This window comes from Mesorhizobium sp. AR02, assembly GCF_024746835.1.
In the GTDB taxonomy this organism is placed as follows: domain Bacteria; phylum Pseudomonadota; class Alphaproteobacteria; order Rhizobiales; family Rhizobiaceae; genus Mesorhizobium.
Genome location: NZ_CP080531.1, coordinates 6,102,721 through 6,117,517, shown reverse-complemented (window position 1 = coordinate 6,117,517; position 14,797 = coordinate 6,102,721). Strand labels below are relative to the sequence as shown.

The 14,797-nt window shown below is 62.3% G+C and carries 19 protein-coding genes; 8 read left to right on the top strand and 11 right to left on the bottom strand.

The window, feature by feature from the left end:
• Nucleotides 1-336: 336 nt before the first annotated feature.
• Together DBIPINDM_RS33830 and DBIPINDM_RS33825 are read right to left on the bottom strand one after the other, a co-directional pair.
• Nucleotides 337-522 carry a hypothetical protein gene (locus tag DBIPINDM_RS33830; RefSeq protein WP_258583290.1) on the bottom strand — a complete coding sequence of 62 codons (186 nt, stop codon included), beginning with the start codon at nt 520-522 and terminating at the stop codon, nt 337-339.
• A 343-nt stretch (nt 523-865) separates the two neighbouring features.
• Nucleotides 866-1,072 (bottom strand): outer membrane protein, encoded by a 207-nt coding sequence (locus tag DBIPINDM_RS33825; RefSeq protein ID WP_258589406.1) that lies wholly within the window; start codon nt 1,070-1,072, stop codon nt 866-868.
• 136 nt (nt 1,073-1,208) lie between these two features.
• Between DBIPINDM_RS33825 and DBIPINDM_RS33820 the strand changes: the two genes are divergently transcribed.
• The gene (locus tag DBIPINDM_RS33820; protein ID WP_258583289.1) at nt 1,209-1,457 is read left to right on the top strand and encodes a hypothetical protein; all 249 of its coding nucleotides are present in this window, start codon (nt 1,209-1,211) and stop codon (nt 1,455-1,457) included.
• Nucleotides 1,458-1,780: 323 nt separating this feature from the next.
• Here the strand turns inward: DBIPINDM_RS33820 and DBIPINDM_RS33815 are convergent, their stop codons facing one another.
• Genes DBIPINDM_RS33815 through DBIPINDM_RS33805 form a run of 3 tightly spaced genes read right to left on the bottom strand, consistent with a single transcriptional unit; the run spans nt 1,781 to nt 2,541 of the window.
• Entirely contained in the window at nt 1,781-2,002 is a 222-nt protein-coding gene (locus DBIPINDM_RS33815) for a hypothetical protein (RefSeq protein ID WP_258583288.1), read from the bottom strand.
• 36 nt (nt 2,003-2,038) lie between these two features.
• Complete coding sequence (locus tag DBIPINDM_RS33810) at nt 2,039-2,248, bottom strand: hypothetical protein (RefSeq protein ID WP_258583287.1); 210 nt, start codon at nt 2,246-2,248, stop codon at nt 2,039-2,041.
• Between the two features lie 59 nt (nt 2,249-2,307).
• A complete protein-coding gene (locus DBIPINDM_RS33805; protein ID WP_258583286.1) occupies nt 2,308-2,541 on the bottom strand; it encodes a hypothetical protein in 234 nt (77 codons plus the stop codon).
• A 215-nt stretch (nt 2,542-2,756) separates the two neighbouring features.
• On the opposite strand from DBIPINDM_RS33805, the gene DBIPINDM_RS33800 reads away from it, so the two are divergent.
• The gene (locus tag DBIPINDM_RS33800) at nt 2,757-3,305 is read left to right on the top strand and encodes a group I truncated hemoglobin (protein WP_258583285.1); all 549 of its coding nucleotides are present in this window, start codon (nt 2,757-2,759) and stop codon (nt 3,303-3,305) included.
• 28 nt (nt 3,306-3,333) lie between these two features.
• Here DBIPINDM_RS33800 and DBIPINDM_RS33795 read toward each other — a convergent pair whose 3' ends face one another.
• The gene (locus DBIPINDM_RS33795; protein WP_244571155.1) at nt 3,334-3,459 is read right to left on the bottom strand and encodes a type IV toxin-antitoxin system AbiEi family antitoxin domain-containing protein; all 126 of its coding nucleotides are present in this window, start codon (nt 3,457-3,459) and stop codon (nt 3,334-3,336) included.
• A 284-nt stretch (nt 3,460-3,743) separates the two neighbouring features.
• Between DBIPINDM_RS33795 and DBIPINDM_RS33790 the strand changes: the two genes are divergently transcribed.
• Complete coding sequence (locus DBIPINDM_RS33790) at nt 3,744-4,175, top strand: cupin domain-containing protein (protein ID WP_258583284.1); 432 nt, start codon at nt 3,744-3,746, stop codon at nt 4,173-4,175.
• 103 nt (nt 4,176-4,278) lie between these two features.
• Here DBIPINDM_RS33790 and DBIPINDM_RS33785 read toward each other — a convergent pair whose 3' ends face one another.
• Entirely contained in the window at nt 4,279-4,734 is a 456-nt protein-coding gene (locus DBIPINDM_RS33785; protein ID WP_258583283.1) for a carboxymuconolactone decarboxylase family protein, read from the bottom strand.
• Nucleotides 4,735-4,978: 244 nt separating this feature from the next.
• Here DBIPINDM_RS33785 and DBIPINDM_RS33780 point away from each other — a divergent pair, with 244 nt between their 5' ends.
• The 3 genes from DBIPINDM_RS33780 (at nt 4,979) to DBIPINDM_RS33770 (ending at nt 6,887) form a co-directional block, all read left to right on the top strand.
• A complete protein-coding gene (locus DBIPINDM_RS33780; protein ID WP_258583282.1) occupies nt 4,979-5,737 on the top strand; it encodes a copper homeostasis protein CutC in 759 nt (252 codons plus the stop codon).
• The gene (locus DBIPINDM_RS33775; RefSeq protein ID WP_258583281.1) at nt 5,734-6,222 is read left to right on the top strand and encodes a GNAT family N-acetyltransferase; all 489 of its coding nucleotides are present in this window, start codon (nt 5,734-5,736) and stop codon (nt 6,220-6,222) included. Before DBIPINDM_RS33780 ends, DBIPINDM_RS33775 begins: the two co-directional genes overlap by 4 nt.
• Before the next feature lie 167 nt (nt 6,223-6,389).
• A complete protein-coding gene (locus DBIPINDM_RS33770; protein WP_258583280.1) occupies nt 6,390-6,887 on the top strand; it encodes an SRPBCC family protein in 498 nt (165 codons plus the stop codon).
• 1 nt (nt 6,888) lies between these two features.
• Here the strand turns inward: DBIPINDM_RS33770 and DBIPINDM_RS33765 are convergent, their stop codons facing one another.
• From DBIPINDM_RS33765 to DBIPINDM_RS33750, 4 genes are all read right to left on the bottom strand, one after another.
• Entirely contained in the window at nt 6,889-7,911 is a 1,023-nt protein-coding gene (locus tag DBIPINDM_RS33765) for an acyltransferase family protein (RefSeq protein WP_258583279.1), read from the bottom strand.
• Between the two features lie 274 nt (nt 7,912-8,185).
• Complete coding sequence (locus DBIPINDM_RS33760) at nt 8,186-8,983, bottom strand: FAD binding domain-containing protein (protein WP_258583278.1); 798 nt, start codon at nt 8,981-8,983, stop codon at nt 8,186-8,188.
• 12 nt (nt 8,984-8,995) lie between these two features.
• Nucleotides 8,996-11,347, bottom strand: coding sequence for a xanthine dehydrogenase family protein molybdopterin-binding subunit (locus DBIPINDM_RS33755; RefSeq protein ID WP_258583277.1), 2,352 nt, complete (start codon nt 11,345-11,347; stop codon nt 8,996-8,998).
• 113 nt (nt 11,348-11,460) lie between these two features.
• Nucleotides 11,461-11,964 carry a (2Fe-2S)-binding protein gene (locus DBIPINDM_RS33750; RefSeq protein WP_258583276.1) on the bottom strand — a complete coding sequence of 168 codons (504 nt, stop codon included), beginning with the start codon at nt 11,962-11,964 and terminating at the stop codon, nt 11,461-11,463.
• 310 nt (nt 11,965-12,274) lie between these two features.
• Between DBIPINDM_RS33750 and DBIPINDM_RS33745 the strand changes: the two genes are divergently transcribed.
• The gene (locus tag DBIPINDM_RS33745) at nt 12,275-13,411 is read left to right on the top strand and encodes an FIST signal transduction protein (protein ID WP_258583275.1); all 1,137 of its coding nucleotides are present in this window, start codon (nt 12,275-12,277) and stop codon (nt 13,409-13,411) included.
• A gap of 19 nt (nt 13,412-13,430) precedes the next feature.
• Nucleotides 13,431-14,771, top strand: a complete 1,341-nt coding sequence (locus tag DBIPINDM_RS33740) for a hybrid sensor histidine kinase/response regulator (RefSeq protein WP_258583274.1) — start codon at nt 13,431-13,433, stop codon at nt 14,769-14,771.
• The last annotated feature ends 26 nt before the right edge of the window (nt 14,772-14,797 follow it).

The window sequence follows — 14,797 nt, the reverse complement described above, 5'->3', positions numbered from 1 at the left end:
CATCTGTCCAGCAAGGCGGACCTGTTTCCGCCTGGCCGGCGCCCATTAGGCGAACCCCACCCCCGCCCACCCTGCGGCGCCGGCCTTAATTCCTCACCGCGCCGGCACGAACCTGGTCGTGCTGCGCACCAATCATCGACCACGATGATTGGATAGGTGAGCCTCGGTGCACCATTCCACAGCGGGAATTGGTTCGACAGGCCGTTGACCTCGCCAGGGTCAGCGAATGGGAACTTCGCCACCATCTCCTCGATGGTGCGCTTTACATGAACGCCTCCACACATCGCGTGAAGATTAGGTGGCTCGAAAATCTGGAGTCCAGAATAGTCCCCTGCACTACCGGGTCTTTGCCCCGACGAGGCTGGCGCGCTGCTTGGCGGGTCGGGCGTCTTTTATGATCTTGAGCGCTTCGTCTCTGGTGAGACCACACTTGCGGGCATAATACTCGGCCTCGATCTCTCTTTCACGATTGATCGGAGATTCGCCAGCCCGCTTTGCCTTCTTGCCCACGAAGAGAATCATAGCACATTCCGCGATATGGCTCTAATGCGGCATACCACTTGCGGTCGATCACGTGCTGCGCAATACTACCTCTTGGGGAAATATAGCGTTGTTGGGTGGGTCGCATGCCAGTCTATGTTGTTGCGGAAATGCACTATGATCGCGTCGTTCGGTCTAAGGCAGTCGAAGCGAATAGTCCTGCTGTGGCCGCATCTGAAATGAATGCCTGCAAGACCGTCTTTAAAAGATGGGCGAAGGACTGGATCCGAGTCACCGACGAGGTTGGCGGGCAAGAATTCGCCTACACTATCGCCTGGCGAAAGAACTCGGCTTAAGCGTCCGACACCTGTCTCAGAATTTGTAGTTAATTCTGGCGACGACAGTGTTTCTCGGTCTCGCGAGCGCTGAGCACGAAGGTAGAATTTGAGCTGCTTGCGCCATCTTTCGAGCCAAAATCGCAATAGTTCCACTCGACACCAGCGGTCCAATGGTCGGTGAAAGCATATTCAGCGCCGAGCCCTGCCGTCCAGCCAACCCTTGCCCTGCCAGCAAACGTCTGCGGAAAATCGATCTGCGCGAATTTGTATTTGGTGAAGGTGTGACGGGCTTATCAGACATCGCCAGGCCCTTACGTCCTTCGTTCGCATGTTCCTTATATTAGCAGTAGCGCATATCTTTGCCATGCGGCGCCTAGAGCGGAGGCCCAAATGGGCGGCTATAAGCCCTGGCATGATGCTATTCACGACCATCAGGTCAAATGTTTCGCTTCAGAGAACGGTTTGACTGCGGACCTGGTCTGGGAGTTGATCCTAAAACACGGTAACAGCCGCAAGGCCGTGATCAAAGCTGCGCAGGGCTTAAAAGGTGATGTCGGGCAACACGGCCGATCGCCACCCTACTGCCCCGTCGAGCCGACGCCGCCCCTGACGATGAATGTGGGCCGACGAAAGCAATAGCGGGCCTGCTGCTGGCCCTCGTAGTCAGGAATGCACGTGAAGAACACTGGGCGCCGATCGCGGCCTGCGGCCTTGCAGTGCGAGCAGACGAACAGTCCGACAAGATCCTCATGCATCGAGCCATGGCCAGGTCCGAGGCGGTCTATGAGCGCTTGTATGTCGAGCTTGGTCGACCTGCAGCACACGGGATGGCTGCAGTTGACGTGGACGCTTTCGCGCGGCGCAAGGGTATCGGCGAGAGTCTTGAGAGGTATGGCGATCTCTGGTGAAGGTTCGCCGCAACAGCAGGATTATATTCCTCGGCTCGAGGTCGATGGCAAGGGCTATTCGGGCAGGCCCGGGTCGTAATGCACAATGGCGTCGAGGATGGCTCGGTAGAGGCTGTCGACCTCTTCGTCGATCTTACCCCGCTTGATGCCAAGCGCCTTGGCGTCGGCCACCAGCTTGTGCGTGGGTTCGACGACCGAGATGACGTCTGCCTTCGTCGTTTCAGGGACGTTGTTGGCGATCCATTGATCCAGGAAGTTGATTCCGCGCGTGCTCATCGAGCCATAAGCTCGTGGATGTCGTTCGGTTCCGGGTCAGTCGATCTCGACGATTTTTCGCGCCTGCTTACTGGGGCGCCGGCGTTTCGCGTGACCCGGCTCCCCAGCCGATGCCTCGGCTGAAAGACGCTGCTCGCGCAATCGTGCCGTCTTGGCATTTCTCGCTAAGCGCTCGGCCTCAATCGTCAGTTTCGATTCGCGATCAGCCCGCTCGATTCGTTCCTTGTCGACGCGTCGTTGGGTCAACAAAGCCTCCCCTGGCTAACTGACCGATGAAATGCAGCCCCTGCTAAAATGTTCCGCGCTCAAGATTGAGGCTTGCCGACCGCAGCTTCGTCAACTTCCGCTTCCATCTGCTCGCTGACAGGCTTCATCTTCTCCGAGCCGGCCATCGGCACGCCGTCATAGCCTTGCAGCCATGCGTCAGCGTATTCGTGCCAGAACGCCGGCACGACGCGCTCCTTGCCGTCCTTGCTGGCCTGCGCTCCGTAGAGAGAGGCATATCCCACGCGCTCCTGATCCTTTTTGGGCACAGCCATTTTCTTCCTCCTCCCCGAATCCAGCAGCGAAGCGTGGCGTAGGTCTTCGTCGTTGACACGTCTCGACGGCGGAAATTCGATGAATCGGAATAATTCGGGCGGAGGCGTCGTTAGTTCCTCAGACGATGCCGGGTTAAGTCAAAGTAGGAACATACTTCATTGAAGCCGCCAGACAGGCCGCGGCTTGCTCTGGCTCAACTCGAAGGACCCCAGAGATGAAAACCGCTGTTTCGACCTCTTTCACAAGACGAAGCGTCGTCGCAGGGCTGGCGGTAGCCGCCGCATCGACCACCGTATTGGCTGCAGACAACGCGCAAGCGCAGGCCAAGCAAACCGCGCCTGAGAAAAGTCTTTACGAGCGGCTGGGAGGCGTGTTCGCCATCGCAGCGGTGGTGGACCACTTTAGCGATGCAGTCGTGAAAAACCCCATAGTCGGCCAGAAGTCCAAGAACCCCCAGCTGCGGAAATGGCACACCGAGAATCTTGGCAGGCTGCCCGGGCTCAAATTCATGCGCACGCTGTGGGTCTGCGACGTTTCCGGGGGCCCCTTCAAGTTCGTCGCCACCAAGCCCGGCACGACGCCGCTCGGTCTTGAAGAGGCCCATCGGGACTTGCGGATCTCCCCCGCAGAGTTCGACGAGGTCGCAGCGGAACTCGGGCGGACGCTGGACCACTTCAAGGTTCCGAAGCCCGAGAAGGCAGAGGTCCTGGCAGCCTTCGCCGCCCACAAGGACGAGGTTACCGCCGGCTACAAACGGGGCTGAAGCCGCCGGTGCATGCGGCGATCCCGAGTCATGCCGGCTCGCGATCTGTGGCGCGATAGGTTCCGTAGCAAACCTTGATGAGCAGCCCCTCACCACACATGCGGGCCAGATAGCAGCGGGGAATTCCGATCTCAGTCAAGTCGCGCGTCCGCACTTCACCCTTTTCGCGGGCAAATGCGACAGCGCGCTCTCGGAGGGATGGCTTAGGCCCGCCGGCCAATCGGACGCGCTCAGCGCGCTCGCGGTCGCGTTTGCGAATCTCGACGGAAGGTTCTGGCGTAGTTTCGAGGGGGATCGGCAGCTCGTAGTTCGCGGTTTCATTCGACCCGGGGAGCCAAATATTTCAAAAAGTCCGATCTGGTAGTACCTACCTACGCTTCGCAGTGCTTGCGCTTGGATATCGGCCGCGCGATAGATGCGTCGGTTCAGGGAGGAATCATGCGCAAAATCCTGGTTTCGGCACTGCTGACCGCGGCTGCACTTTATGCAAATTGCGCTCTGGCCCTCGACAGCAGCAGCACCCCTGTCGTCGTGACGCCGCTGGCATCACGCACGACCACCGCTTCCGGCCAGCCGATCACGCTGCCGCAGAAGAACGTGCAGGTGTTGGTGTCGACCTACGACATCGCGGTCGGCGCAACCTTGCCGGTGCACCGCCACCCCTTCCCGCGCTACGCCTATGTCGAGGCTGGAACGCTGAAGGTCACCAATGTCGACACCGGCAACAGCAACACCTACAAGACGGGCGATTTCATCATCGAAATGATCGGGCAATGGCATCAGGCCACCAATATCGGCGACGGCCCGGTCAAGCTGCTGGTCATAGACCAGGTCGAGGAAGGCGCCAAGAACACGGAATTGCGGCAGTAGCCGCCAAGGGCCACGCTCGCGCGCCGAAGGCGAGAGGCACCGCGCCGCCCGCCTTCCCGCGCCTTAGCGGATAACCATCCGGCCCCAAGCGCAGGACCAGCGCTCAGCCCCAGGCGCCGACCATCTGGCGTGTCGTCGCGTTCAGCCGGTTGAAGGCGTTGATCAGGGCGATCTGGACAACCAGTGCGGCGAGCGCCTTTTCGTCATAGTGCCGGGCGGCTTCGTCCCAGACATCGTCCGGCACGGCGTCTGCCCGGTCGGCGAGCCTCGTGCCGGCCTCGGCCAGCGCCAGGGCCGCCCGTTCGGCTTCGGTGAAGTAAGGCGTCTCGCGCCATGCGGCGAGGGCAAAGATGCGCTCGTCCTTCTCGCCGGCTTTCTTCAGTTCGCGCGCGTGCATGTCGACGCAGAGGCTGCAGGCATTGACCTGGCTGGCGCGCAGATGAATGAGCTTGCGCGTCACATAGGGCACATCGGCCGCCTCCGTCGACTTGTCCAGCGCCAGCAGCGCCTGCAGGGCGTCTGGGATGAGCATCACCGGGTTCTTGATTCTCGCTTGCATGGTCTTTCTCCTTTCGAGGACGTGTTTTGCCGAGCCCGGAGGCAGCGCATCCGGGTTATTAGCTGATGGATTTTTCGGCTGCCGCCGCGCTGCCAACGGTCAATCAATAACCCGTTGGCTATAGGTCAATCCATAACTCCACAGGGAAATGTCGCCTGGTCCAAATGGCGGGGCATCGTTCACGCTTTCGCGCCAGCCGCCCGGGTGCTAGGGCTTTGCGCAACATCATGGACTGGATCGCCCCTTGACCTCAGAAAACCGCCCGCCGCTAATCGAAATCTGTGTCGAAGGCATCGATGGCCTGCTCGCCGCGCAGGCTGCCGGCGCCGACCGGGTCGAACTCTGCGCCAGCCTGGTCGAAGGCGGCATCACGCCGAGCCTCGGCACGGTGCGCGCGGCGCTGGACCAGGCGACCGTGCCGTTTCACGTCATGGTGCGGCCGCGCGGCGGTGATTTTCTCTACAGCGAGACCGAGTACCGCTCGATGCTCGCCGATGTCGCAGCACTCAGCGATCTCGGTGTGCCCGGCGTGGTGTTCGGCTGCCTGAACGCCGACGGCACCATCGATGAGAAGCGCATGGGCGAGCTGACGGAGGCGGCCGGATCGCTGAACGTCACCTGCCACCGCGCCTTCGACATGACGCGCGATCCGGCCGAGGCACTGGAAGCGCTGATCCGCTGCAAGGTCGGGCGCGTGCTGACCAGCGGCCAGCGCGATACCGCGCTCGAAGGCCTGCCGTTATTGGCCGATCTGGTGCGTCAGGCCGGTGACCGCATCATCATCCTCGGTTGCGGCGGGCTCGATCTCGCCAACATCGCCGAGGTGCGCAGAAAAACCGGACTGGCCGAAATGCATTTCGCCGCGCTGAAGGACGTGCCGAGCGCCATGCGCTACCGCAATCCCAAGGTCGGCATGGGCGGCTCCGATCTCGATCGCGAATACCGCAACACTTTGACCGACACACCGCTGGTGGCAGCAACGATCGCGGCGGCCAAGGCATGACCTCTCCGATAGACCGCATAACGCAAGGCGACGAAGCGGACATATTGGCGCTCAACAATGAGCATGCCGCGGAACTGTCCTGGCTCGAAGCCGAGCGGCTGTCGTTCCTGCTTGGCGAGGCGTTTTATGCGCGACGCATCGGTGATCTCGAAGCCTTCATCATGACCTTCGACCAGGACGCCAACTACGACAGCCCGAACTTCCTCTGGTTTTGCGAACGCTACGAACGCTTCATCTATGTCGACCGCGTCGTCGTGGCGGCGCACGCAAGGGGCCGCGGCCATGCGCGCCGGCTTTATCAGGACCTGTTCGGGCATGCCGAGCGCGCCGGCCACACGCTGGTCACCTGCGAGGTCAATGCCGATCCGCCCAACCCCGCCTCGGATGCGTTCCATGCCGCGCTGGGCTTCGCCGAAGTCGGCGACGCGGTGATCCATGGCGGCAAGAAAGCGGTGCGTTACTACGTCAAGCAGATCGTCGCCTGATCCGCAGAGCAATTCCAGGAAAAGTGTGAAGCGGTTTTCCGTCCGGAATTGCGTAAAAACAAAGAGATAGAGCAGTTGGCCGTTTCCACGAAACGGTGAACTGCTCTGGCGCTGGCCACATAAAGAAGCCGCATCTAATATAGGTTCCACCAACCGGAGGAACCGCGATGCCAAGCAACGTCTTCCGCTTCGACGAAAGCTGGCACATTCCTGAAGGCACACCGCAGCAAGTGTGGGACGTGCTCTCCGACGCCGAATTGCTGCCGCTGTGGTGGGGCGAGGTCTACAAGGAGGTGGTGCCGCTCGACGGCAAGGGCAAGGCGTCAGTCGGTTCGCGGGCAAGGGCGCGGGCGCGCGGCGCCCTGCCCTATGAGCTGAACTTCATCATCGAAGCCGCCGAACTCGAACCCGGCCGGCTGGTCGTCGTGAAAACCTTTGGCGACTTCGACGGGCTGTGGCGGGCCGAACTGTCGCCATCGGGCACCGGCACCCATGTCCAACTGACCTGGCAGGTCACGGTCGAGAGGCCGATCCTCAAATTCCTCGCACCACTGCTGCGGCCGGCCTTCGCCTGGAACCATCGCTGGACAACGCCGCGCGGCGAAGCCGGCCTGCGGCGCTATCTCAGGCTCGGAACAACAGTGTCTCGGCGCGATAAGGCCTGAATCACCAGTTGCGGTTCAACCATTCACGCGCCGGCCGCTCGATGAGGTAGTAGCTGCATAGCGCGCAGGCAAAGACCCCGACCAGCATCAGCCACGGATTACTGCCTTGCTCGTAGACGAATTTGTAGAACGGCTGTTGCCACAAATAGAGCGAGTATGACCACAGGCCCAACATCGCCATTGGCCAGGACGACAGCAAATTGGAAAAAATTGCAGTGCTGAAATCGAGCGCGTTGACGGCCAGCGCCAGCAGCGGCACCGCCACGAGGTAATGGATCGGCGTCGGCACAGGATCCATGAACAGCAGAACCGCGCCTACCGCCGCTGCCAGGGCGACATAGGGCCCCTTCAACACGGCCGGCAGCCTGCCTTCGGCCTTGAGCAGGCAGATCGAAGCCGACAGCAGGATCGAGGCGATGTGCACATCGGTGCGCCAGTAAGTGGCCTCGTAATCCAGCTTGAACACCCAGTATGACACCGCACCATTGGCCATGGCGAGCAAGGCCAGCGCCACCAGCAGCGGGATGACGGGGTTGCGGCTGGAGACCAGCGCACTGATCAACGCCAGGATAATGTAGGCATGCTCCTCGACGCAAAGCGACCAGATATGGTCCAGCGCCCCGGCCCGGGTGACGAGGATACCGGCGTAGTTGTAGGTGAATGTCAGCGCCGTCAGCGCCGCCTTCCATTTGAAGGCGATGAACGTGCCGGAGAACGCGACCATGGCAATGATGACGAAGACCAGAAGCGCCGGGTAGATGCGCGAGAAACGGCGCTTGAAGAACTTCTTCAGCGGATAGCGTTCGATGAACAGGATTTCGCCCATCAGCCGGCCGCTGAGCACGAAGAAGAATTCGACGCCCAGCACGCCCAGATTGATTCCGGGCACCGGAAAGAAATGCCCGATCAGCACCAGGGCTATCGACAGGCCGCGCCAACCATCGAGATAGGCCAGTCTTGTCCGGGCCGATCTGTCGACGGCGGATCGGGACGGAACCATATGGGTCGCGGAAATTTCGGACATGCCGATCCCTTCGCATTGGCATGCGAAAGGGCACGGCGATACATTCTCCGAACCCGGCTCGCATTCCCGCCCAAATTCATATTGCAGTGCAATATCAGTTTGTGCAAGTGCGAGATCGCCGCCGGAGCAGTTCCTTGGGCAGCAAGCCGCCGGAATTGCTTCAAGCAAAGGAGCGGTCGCGCGGCGGCATTTCCTTCAGGAGCCGCACGGCTACAGCCTGCCGCATACGAAAAAGGGCCGAGACGGCCCCTTTCCATGTCGGCAACTGATGCTGTCAGGCGTTGGCAGCCGCCACCGCGCGCTTGGCCATGACCGTGATCAGATTGGCGCGGTAGTCGGCGGAGGCGTGGATGTCGCTCATCAGGTTCTTCGCCGGCACTTTCACGCCGGCAAGCGATGCAGCGTCGAAATTCTTCGCCAGTGCGGCCTCGATCTCCTTCGAGCGGAAGACACCGTCATCGCCGGCGCCGGTGACGGCAACGCTGACGCCATCCTTGCCCTTGGCCACGAACACGCCGACGATCGCGTAGCGCGAGGCCGGGTTGCGGAATTTTTCGTACGCCGCCTTTGCCGGCGCGGTGAAGGACACCGCAGTGACGATCTCGCCATCTTTCAACGAGGTTTCGAACAGCCCCTTGAAGAACTTGTCTGCTGATATCTCACGCTTGTTGGTGACGATGGTGGCGCCCAGCGCCAGCAGTGCCGCCGGATAGTCCGCCGCCGGATCGTTGTTGGCGATCGAGCCGCCGATCGTGCCCTTGTGGCGCACCGCCGGGTCGCCGATCAGCGACGCCAGATGGGCGAGCGCCGGACAGGCCTTTTGCAGCTTCTCGTCATTGGCAACGTCGAAATGCGTGGTGGCGGCGCCGATGGTGACCGTCTTGCCCGACACTTTTATCCCCTGCAGATCCTTGATGCGTGACAGATCAACAAGGTCGGAGGGGGCCGCCAGCCGCGTCTTCATGGCGGGGATCAAGGTCATGCCACCGGAGAGCAGCTTGGCGTCGCCGCTCTTCACGAGCTTGGCGGCATCAGCGACCGAGGCGGCACGGTGATAGTTGACCGAGTACATGGTTGTTCCTCCTCAGTGCTTCGTCGCGGCGCGGATCGCTGCCCACACGGTGGACGGCGAGGCTGGCATGGCGAGATCGTTGCTGCCGATGGCATCGGTGATGGCGTTGATCACTGCTGGCGGCGAACCGATGGCACCGGCTTCGCCGCAGCCCTTGATCCCGAGCGGATTGCCCGGGCATGGCGTGTTCGAGGTCGAGACCTTGAATGATGGCAGGTCGCCGGCGCGCGGCATGGTGTAGTCCATGTAGCTCGCCGTCAGCAGCTGTCCGCCGGCGTCGTAATGGGCACCTTCCAGCAGCGCCTGGCCGACGCCTTGCGCGATGCCGCCATGCACCTGGCCTTCGACGATCATCGGATTGATGATGTTGCCGAAATCGTCGGCCGCCACGAACTGGACGATCTCGGTCGTCCCGGTCTCCGGATCGACCTCGACCTCGCAGATGTAGCAGCCCGCCGGGAAGGTGAAGTTGGACGGATCGTAAAAGGCGGTTTCCTTCAGTCCGGGCTCCATCCCTGCCGGCAGATTGTGGGCGGTATAGGCGGCAAGCGCCACCTGGAACCACGGCACGTTCTTGTCGGTACCGGCGACCTTCAGCGCGCCGTTCTCGATGACGATGTCGCCCTCGTCGGCTTCGAGCAGGTGGGCCGCGATCTTCTTGGCCTTGGCCTCGACCTTGTCGAGCGCCTTGACGATCGCCGACATGCCGACCGCGCCTGAGCGCGAACCATAGGTGCCCATGCCCATCTGCACCTTGTCGGTGTCGCCATGGACGATCGAAACCGAATCGATCGGCACACCAAAACGCTGGTTGACCAGTTGCGCGAACGTCGTCTCGTGACCCTGGCCATGGCTGTGCGAACCGGTCAGCACCTCGATCGTGCCGACGGCATTGACCCGCACCTCGGCCGATTCCCAAAGGCCGACGCCGGCGCCGAGCGAGCCGACCGCCGCCGACGGCGCGATGCCGCAGGCCTCGATGTAGCAGCTCATGCCGATGCCGCGCAGCAGCCCTTGCTTGGCGGCGGCAGCCTTGCGCTTGGCAAAGCCGGCATAGTCCGAAGCTTTCATGGCCGCATCGAGCGAGGCGCCATAGTCGCCGGCGTCATAGCACATGATGACCGGCGTCTGGTGCGGAAACGAGGTGATGAAGTTCTTGCGCCGCAAGTCCGCCGGCGACACGCCGAACTGGCGTGCGGCGGTTTCCATCATGCGTTCCATGACGAAAGTCGCTTCCGGCCGCCCTGCCCCGCGATAGGCATCGACGGGTGCGGTGTTGGTGTAGATCGCCTTCACATTGGCGTGGATCGCCGGGATGTTGTACTGGCCCGACAGCAGCGTCGCGTAGAGATAGGTCGGGGTCGCCGACGAAAACAGCGACATGTAGGCGCCGAGATTGGCTTTTGTTTCGACCTTGAGGCCAAGGATCCTGTGGTCCGCGTCGAAAGCCATTTCGGCATGGGTGTGGTGGTCTCGGCCATGCGCGTCGGTGAGGAAGCTTTCAGTGCGGTCAGCCACCCATTTCACCGGAACGCCCGTCTTCTTCGAGGCCCACAGGCAGACGATCTCTTCCGGATAGATATAGATCTTCGAGCCAAAGCCGCCACCGACATCCGGCGCGATGACGCGCAGCTTGTTTTCCGGCGCGACATTGTAGAAGGCGCTCATCACCAGCCGCGCGACATGCGGGTTCTGCGACGTCGTCCAGCAGGTGTAATGGTCCTCGGCCTTGTCATAGTGGCCGAGTGCCGCGCGCGGCTCCATGGCATTGGGAACCAGCCGGTTGTTGATGATGTCCATCTTGATGACGTGGGCTGCCTTCTTGAACGCGGCGGCGGTGTCGTCGGCATTGCCGATGTCCCAGTCGAAGATCAGGTTGTTTTCGGCCTCCGGATGAATCTGCGGCGCGCCCTTGTCCATTGCCTTGGAAGCGTCGACGACGGCCTTCAATTCCTTGTAGGTGATCTCGACCGCCTCGGCCGCATCGCGCGCCTGGCCCTTGGTCTCGGCGACGACGATGACCACCGCGTCGCCGACATAGCGGACCTTGTCGAAGGCCAGCGGCGACCATGCGCCCATCTTCATCGGCGAGCCGTCCTTGGAATGGATCATCCAGCCGCAGATGAGGTTGCCGATGCCGTCGGCCTTGAGCTCCTTTCCGGTCAGCACGCCGATGACACCGGGCATGCCTTGAGCCTTCTTGACGTCGATCTTCTTGATCTGCGCATGCGCGTGCGGGCTGCGCACGAAGGCCGCATGCTTCATGCCGGGAACCACCATATCGTCGACATAGCGGCCGGCGCCGGTGATGAACCTTTTGTCTTCCTTGCGCGCGACCCGAGCGCCAACACCTTCAATGCCCATCAGAAATTCCTCCCGAGATTGTAGGGGAGTAGGTGAGTAAGGCAGTACGGCAGTAGGGAAAAATTGGTTCCGGTTCCCTACTGCCCTACTGCCTTACTGCCCTACCGCCTCGTTCACGCAGCCTGTTTCGCTTTGGCCTTCGCGGCCCCCTTCGACATCGTCTTCGATGCGGCGAGGATCGCCTTGACGATGTTGTGGTAGCCGGTACAGCGGCAGATGTTGCCTTCCAGCTCGGCCCGCACCGTCGCCTCGTCGAGGCCCTCGGGATGGCGGGCGATCATGTCGGTTGCCGTCATGATCATGCCTGGCGTGCAGAAGCCGCATTGCAGGCCGTGATGTTCCTTGAAGGCGGCCTGCACGGGGTGCAGGTCGGCGCCGTTGGCCAGACCTTCGATCGTCACGACGGTCGACCCTGAGGCTTGTACCGCGAGCATCGAGCAGGACTTGACCGCCCTGCCGTCGACATGGACGACGCAGGCCCCGCATTGCGAGGTGTCGCAGCCGACATGCGTCCCGGTCAGGCCGAGATTCTCGCGCAGGAAGTGAACCAGCAGCGTTCGGTCCTCGGCGGCCCCGCTGACCCGCTTGCCGTTCACCATCAACGAAACGTCCGACATGAATCCTCCCTGGGTATCAACCTTGGTCATCACGCTGCCGACGCGCCGCTGGCACTTCGGCCATGCGTTATTCGTACACCGCACAACGCACAAAAAACAGCGCGACGGAAAAGGCGTATCATTGTACTTTCGGTCATGGCCAAGGCCAAAGGCGCATTCCCCTCGCCCCATTGCCAAAACGCCTATTGGAAGCAACAATGCCCTTCGACGCCCGCGCGCCAAAAGCTTGTAAAAACAGCGCATAAACCAGCGTCGGAGGAAATGCGGGAGAACGCCGCTGACCAGTTCAACGACGCGCTACGCCTGCGGCTTGTCGGCGCTGACCACGGACGAGCCCGACCCGGACGTTTTCGCACGCGCGGTGGCCAGCGAGGCTGCCGCAATCAACGCCGGCTTTGCCCTCGTGTTCTTTTCCCAGAGCCTCGTCGAGGCCGGTGCCCTGTCGCGGGCACTCTCGGCCTACGCGCCGGCGCTCCACCATGCCGGCTGCTCCACCGCCGGCGAGATCACGCCGCAGGGGCTCGAGGAAGGCCACATGCTGGCGATGCTGCTTCCCTCGGCCTCGTTCACCGCGGTCAGCGCCATGGTCGACAATTTGTCCTCATCGGGCATGGACAGGATCACCGGCGAGGTCGAGGCCTTGCGGCGCACGCTACGCGGCCGGCTTGGCTGCGAGCAGACCGGCAACACCTTCGCGCTCTGCTTCATCGATGGGCTGTCCTATGCCGAGGAAGCGGTCAGCTCGGCCATCCACTGGGGTCTTGACGACATACCGCTGCTCGGCGGCTCGGCCGGCGACGATTTGAAATTCGAGACGACGCGCCTGATCTCGAACGGCCGGGTCACCTCCGACAGCGCCATCGTCGTGCTGATCGCCACGGAAATTCCGTTCCACGTCTTCAAGACCGACAATTTCGTTCCGACCGACGAAAAGCTGGTGGTGACGGCGTCCGATGCCGATCACCGCATCGTGCGCGAGTTCAACGCCACCAATGCGGCCGAGGAATATGCCGCCTCCGTCGGCATCGTGCCGCAGACCCTGACGCCGCTGAGCTTCGCCTCGCATCCGGTGGTGGTAAAGGTAGGCGGCGAATATTACTGCCGCTCGATCCAGAGGATGCACGCGGATGGCTCGCTGTCGTTCTTCTGCGCCATCGACGACGGTGTCGTGCTGTCGATCGCCCAGCCCAAGGACATGGTGGAATCGACGCGCGCGGCCCTGCGCGAGGTCGAGGACAGACTGGGCGGCATCGACCTGATCCTCGGCTTCGACTGCGTGCTGCGCCGGCTCGACGCGCGCAACCGGCAGGTCTTCCGTGACATTTCGGAGCTCTACCGGGTCAACAATGTCATCGGCTTCGGCACGTATGGCGAACAGTACCGGTCGATGCATTTGAACCAGACCTTCACCGGCATTGCCTTCGGCGAACGGCAAGCGGCGGAATAGGGGGCCGCAGAACAACAAGATGCCGCTCAAGGACATAAACGACCTCGAAAAGCTGAAGAAGATCAACGCCGCCCTGGTCAGCCGCGTCGAGCGCTCGATGGACCAGCAAGGCAATGCCTTCTCGCTGTTCCAGACCGCGATCTCGCTCGAGAACCGCGTGCGCACGCGCACGGAGGAACTGCATTCGACGCTGCGCCGGCTGGAGCAATCCAACATCGACCTCAGCGCCGCCAAGGAAAATGCCGAGCTGGCGAACCTCTCCAAGACCAGATTCCTCGCCGCCGCCAGCCATGACGTGCTGCAGCCGCTGAACGCGGCCCACCTCTCCGTCTCGGCGCTCGCCGAGGTGCAGACCAGCGATGAAGGCAGGAAGCTCGTCCGCCAGGTCGAGCGTTCCCTGGAAACGATGGAGGACCTGCTGCGCACCTTGCTCGACATTTCCAAGCTCGACGCAGGCGTGGTGCAGCCCGATATCGGCGACGTCAGCCTGGAAGCACTGTTCTCGTCGCTGCGCTCGGATTTCCAGCCGGTCGCGGAAATGAAGCGGCTGTCGCTGAAATTCCGGCCGGTCAATGCCGTGGTCCGCTCCGACCGAACGCTGCTGCGCCGCATCCTGCAGAACATCCTCTCCAATGCGCTGGGCTACACCCGTTCCGGCGGCGTGCTTGTCGGCACCAGGCACCGCGGCGACACCATCCGCATCGATGTCGCCGATACCGGCTGCGGCATTCCCGAGGACCAGCGCGAGGCGGTGTTCGAGGAATTCCATCGCGGCACCTCACCGGCCGGTTCGGAACGTGACGGCAACGGTCTCGGGCTCGGGCTTGCCATCGTGCGCCGCATGGCCGGCGCGCTCGGCCATCCCGTGACCTTCTCGTCGAAGGTCGGGCGCGGCACGATCTTCCACATCGATGTCCCCGTCGGCATCGGCGCGCCCGCCGACGCCATCGCCAGCGCCACCAGCCTGGAGCGGTCGCGCGGCTACGGCCTGTTCGGCACCAAGGTACTGCTGGTCGAGAACGACATCGAGGTGCTGGAGGCCATGACCTTCCTGCTCGAGCGCTGGCAGTGCCTGGTGCGGTCCGCGACCTCGACCGACGATGCAATGAACCTGCTCGGCGACACCGACTGGGTGCCCGACATCGTCATTGCCGACCAGCATCTCGACGGCGGCGATCTCGGCACCGCCACCATATCGGAAGTCCGCGACTATCTCGGCCGCGCCGTGCCGGCGCTGATCGTCACCGCCGACAGTTCCGAAGCCGTCGCCAAAGCGGCCCGCGCCGGCGGCATCGAACTGATGCGCAAGCCACTGAAACCGGCGCAGCTAAGGGCGCTGCTGGCGCATTTGCTGGCTTGAGAACCGCCCTTCTCCCCGTCACTATA

Excerpts from the sequence above, each read along its gene's own strand:
- DBIPINDM_RS33830 (WP_258583290.1), bottom strand. The coding sequence starts at position 522 with ATGATTCTCTTCGTGGGCAAGAAGGCAAAGCGGGCTGGCGAATCTCCG.
- DBIPINDM_RS33820 (WP_258583289.1), top strand. The coding sequence starts at position 1,209 with ATGGGCGGCTATAAGCCCTGGCATGATGCTATTCACGACCATCAGGTC.
- DBIPINDM_RS33815 (WP_258583288.1), bottom strand. The coding sequence starts at position 2,002 with ATGAGCACGCGCGGAATCAACTTCCTGGATCAATGGATCGCCAACAAC.
- DBIPINDM_RS33805 (WP_258583286.1), bottom strand. The coding sequence starts at position 2,541 with ATGGCTGTGCCCAAAAAGGATCAGGAGCGCGTGGGATATGCCTCTCTC.
- DBIPINDM_RS33800 (WP_258583285.1), top strand. The coding sequence starts at position 2,757 with ATGAAAACCGCTGTTTCGACCTCTTTCACAAGACGAAGCGTCGTCGCA.
- DBIPINDM_RS33790 (WP_258583284.1), top strand. The coding sequence starts at position 3,744 with ATGCGCAAAATCCTGGTTTCGGCACTGCTGACCGCGGCTGCACTTTAT.
- DBIPINDM_RS33785 (WP_258583283.1), bottom strand. The coding sequence starts at position 4,734 with ATGCAAGCGAGAATCAAGAACCCGGTGATGCTCATCCCAGACGCCCTG.
- DBIPINDM_RS33775 (WP_258583281.1), top strand. The coding sequence starts at position 5,734 with ATGACCTCTCCGATAGACCGCATAACGCAAGGCGACGAAGCGGACATA.
- DBIPINDM_RS33770 (WP_258583280.1), top strand. The coding sequence starts at position 6,390 with ATGCCAAGCAACGTCTTCCGCTTCGACGAAAGCTGGCACATTCCTGAA.
- DBIPINDM_RS33765 (WP_258583279.1), bottom strand. The coding sequence starts at position 7,911 with ATGTCCGAAATTTCCGCGACCCATATGGTTCCGTCCCGATCCGCCGTC.
- DBIPINDM_RS33760 (WP_258583278.1), bottom strand. The coding sequence starts at position 8,983 with ATGTACTCGGTCAACTATCACCGTGCCGCCTCGGTCGCTGATGCCGCC.
- DBIPINDM_RS33755 (WP_258583277.1), bottom strand. The coding sequence starts at position 11,347 with ATGGGCATTGAAGGTGTTGGCGCTCGGGTCGCGCGCAAGGAAGACAAA.
- DBIPINDM_RS33750 (WP_258583276.1), bottom strand. The coding sequence starts at position 11,964 with ATGTCGGACGTTTCGTTGATGGTGAACGGCAAGCGGGTCAGCGGGGCC.
- DBIPINDM_RS33740 (WP_258583274.1), top strand. The coding sequence starts at position 13,431 with ATGCCGCTCAAGGACATAAACGACCTCGAAAAGCTGAAGAAGATCAAC.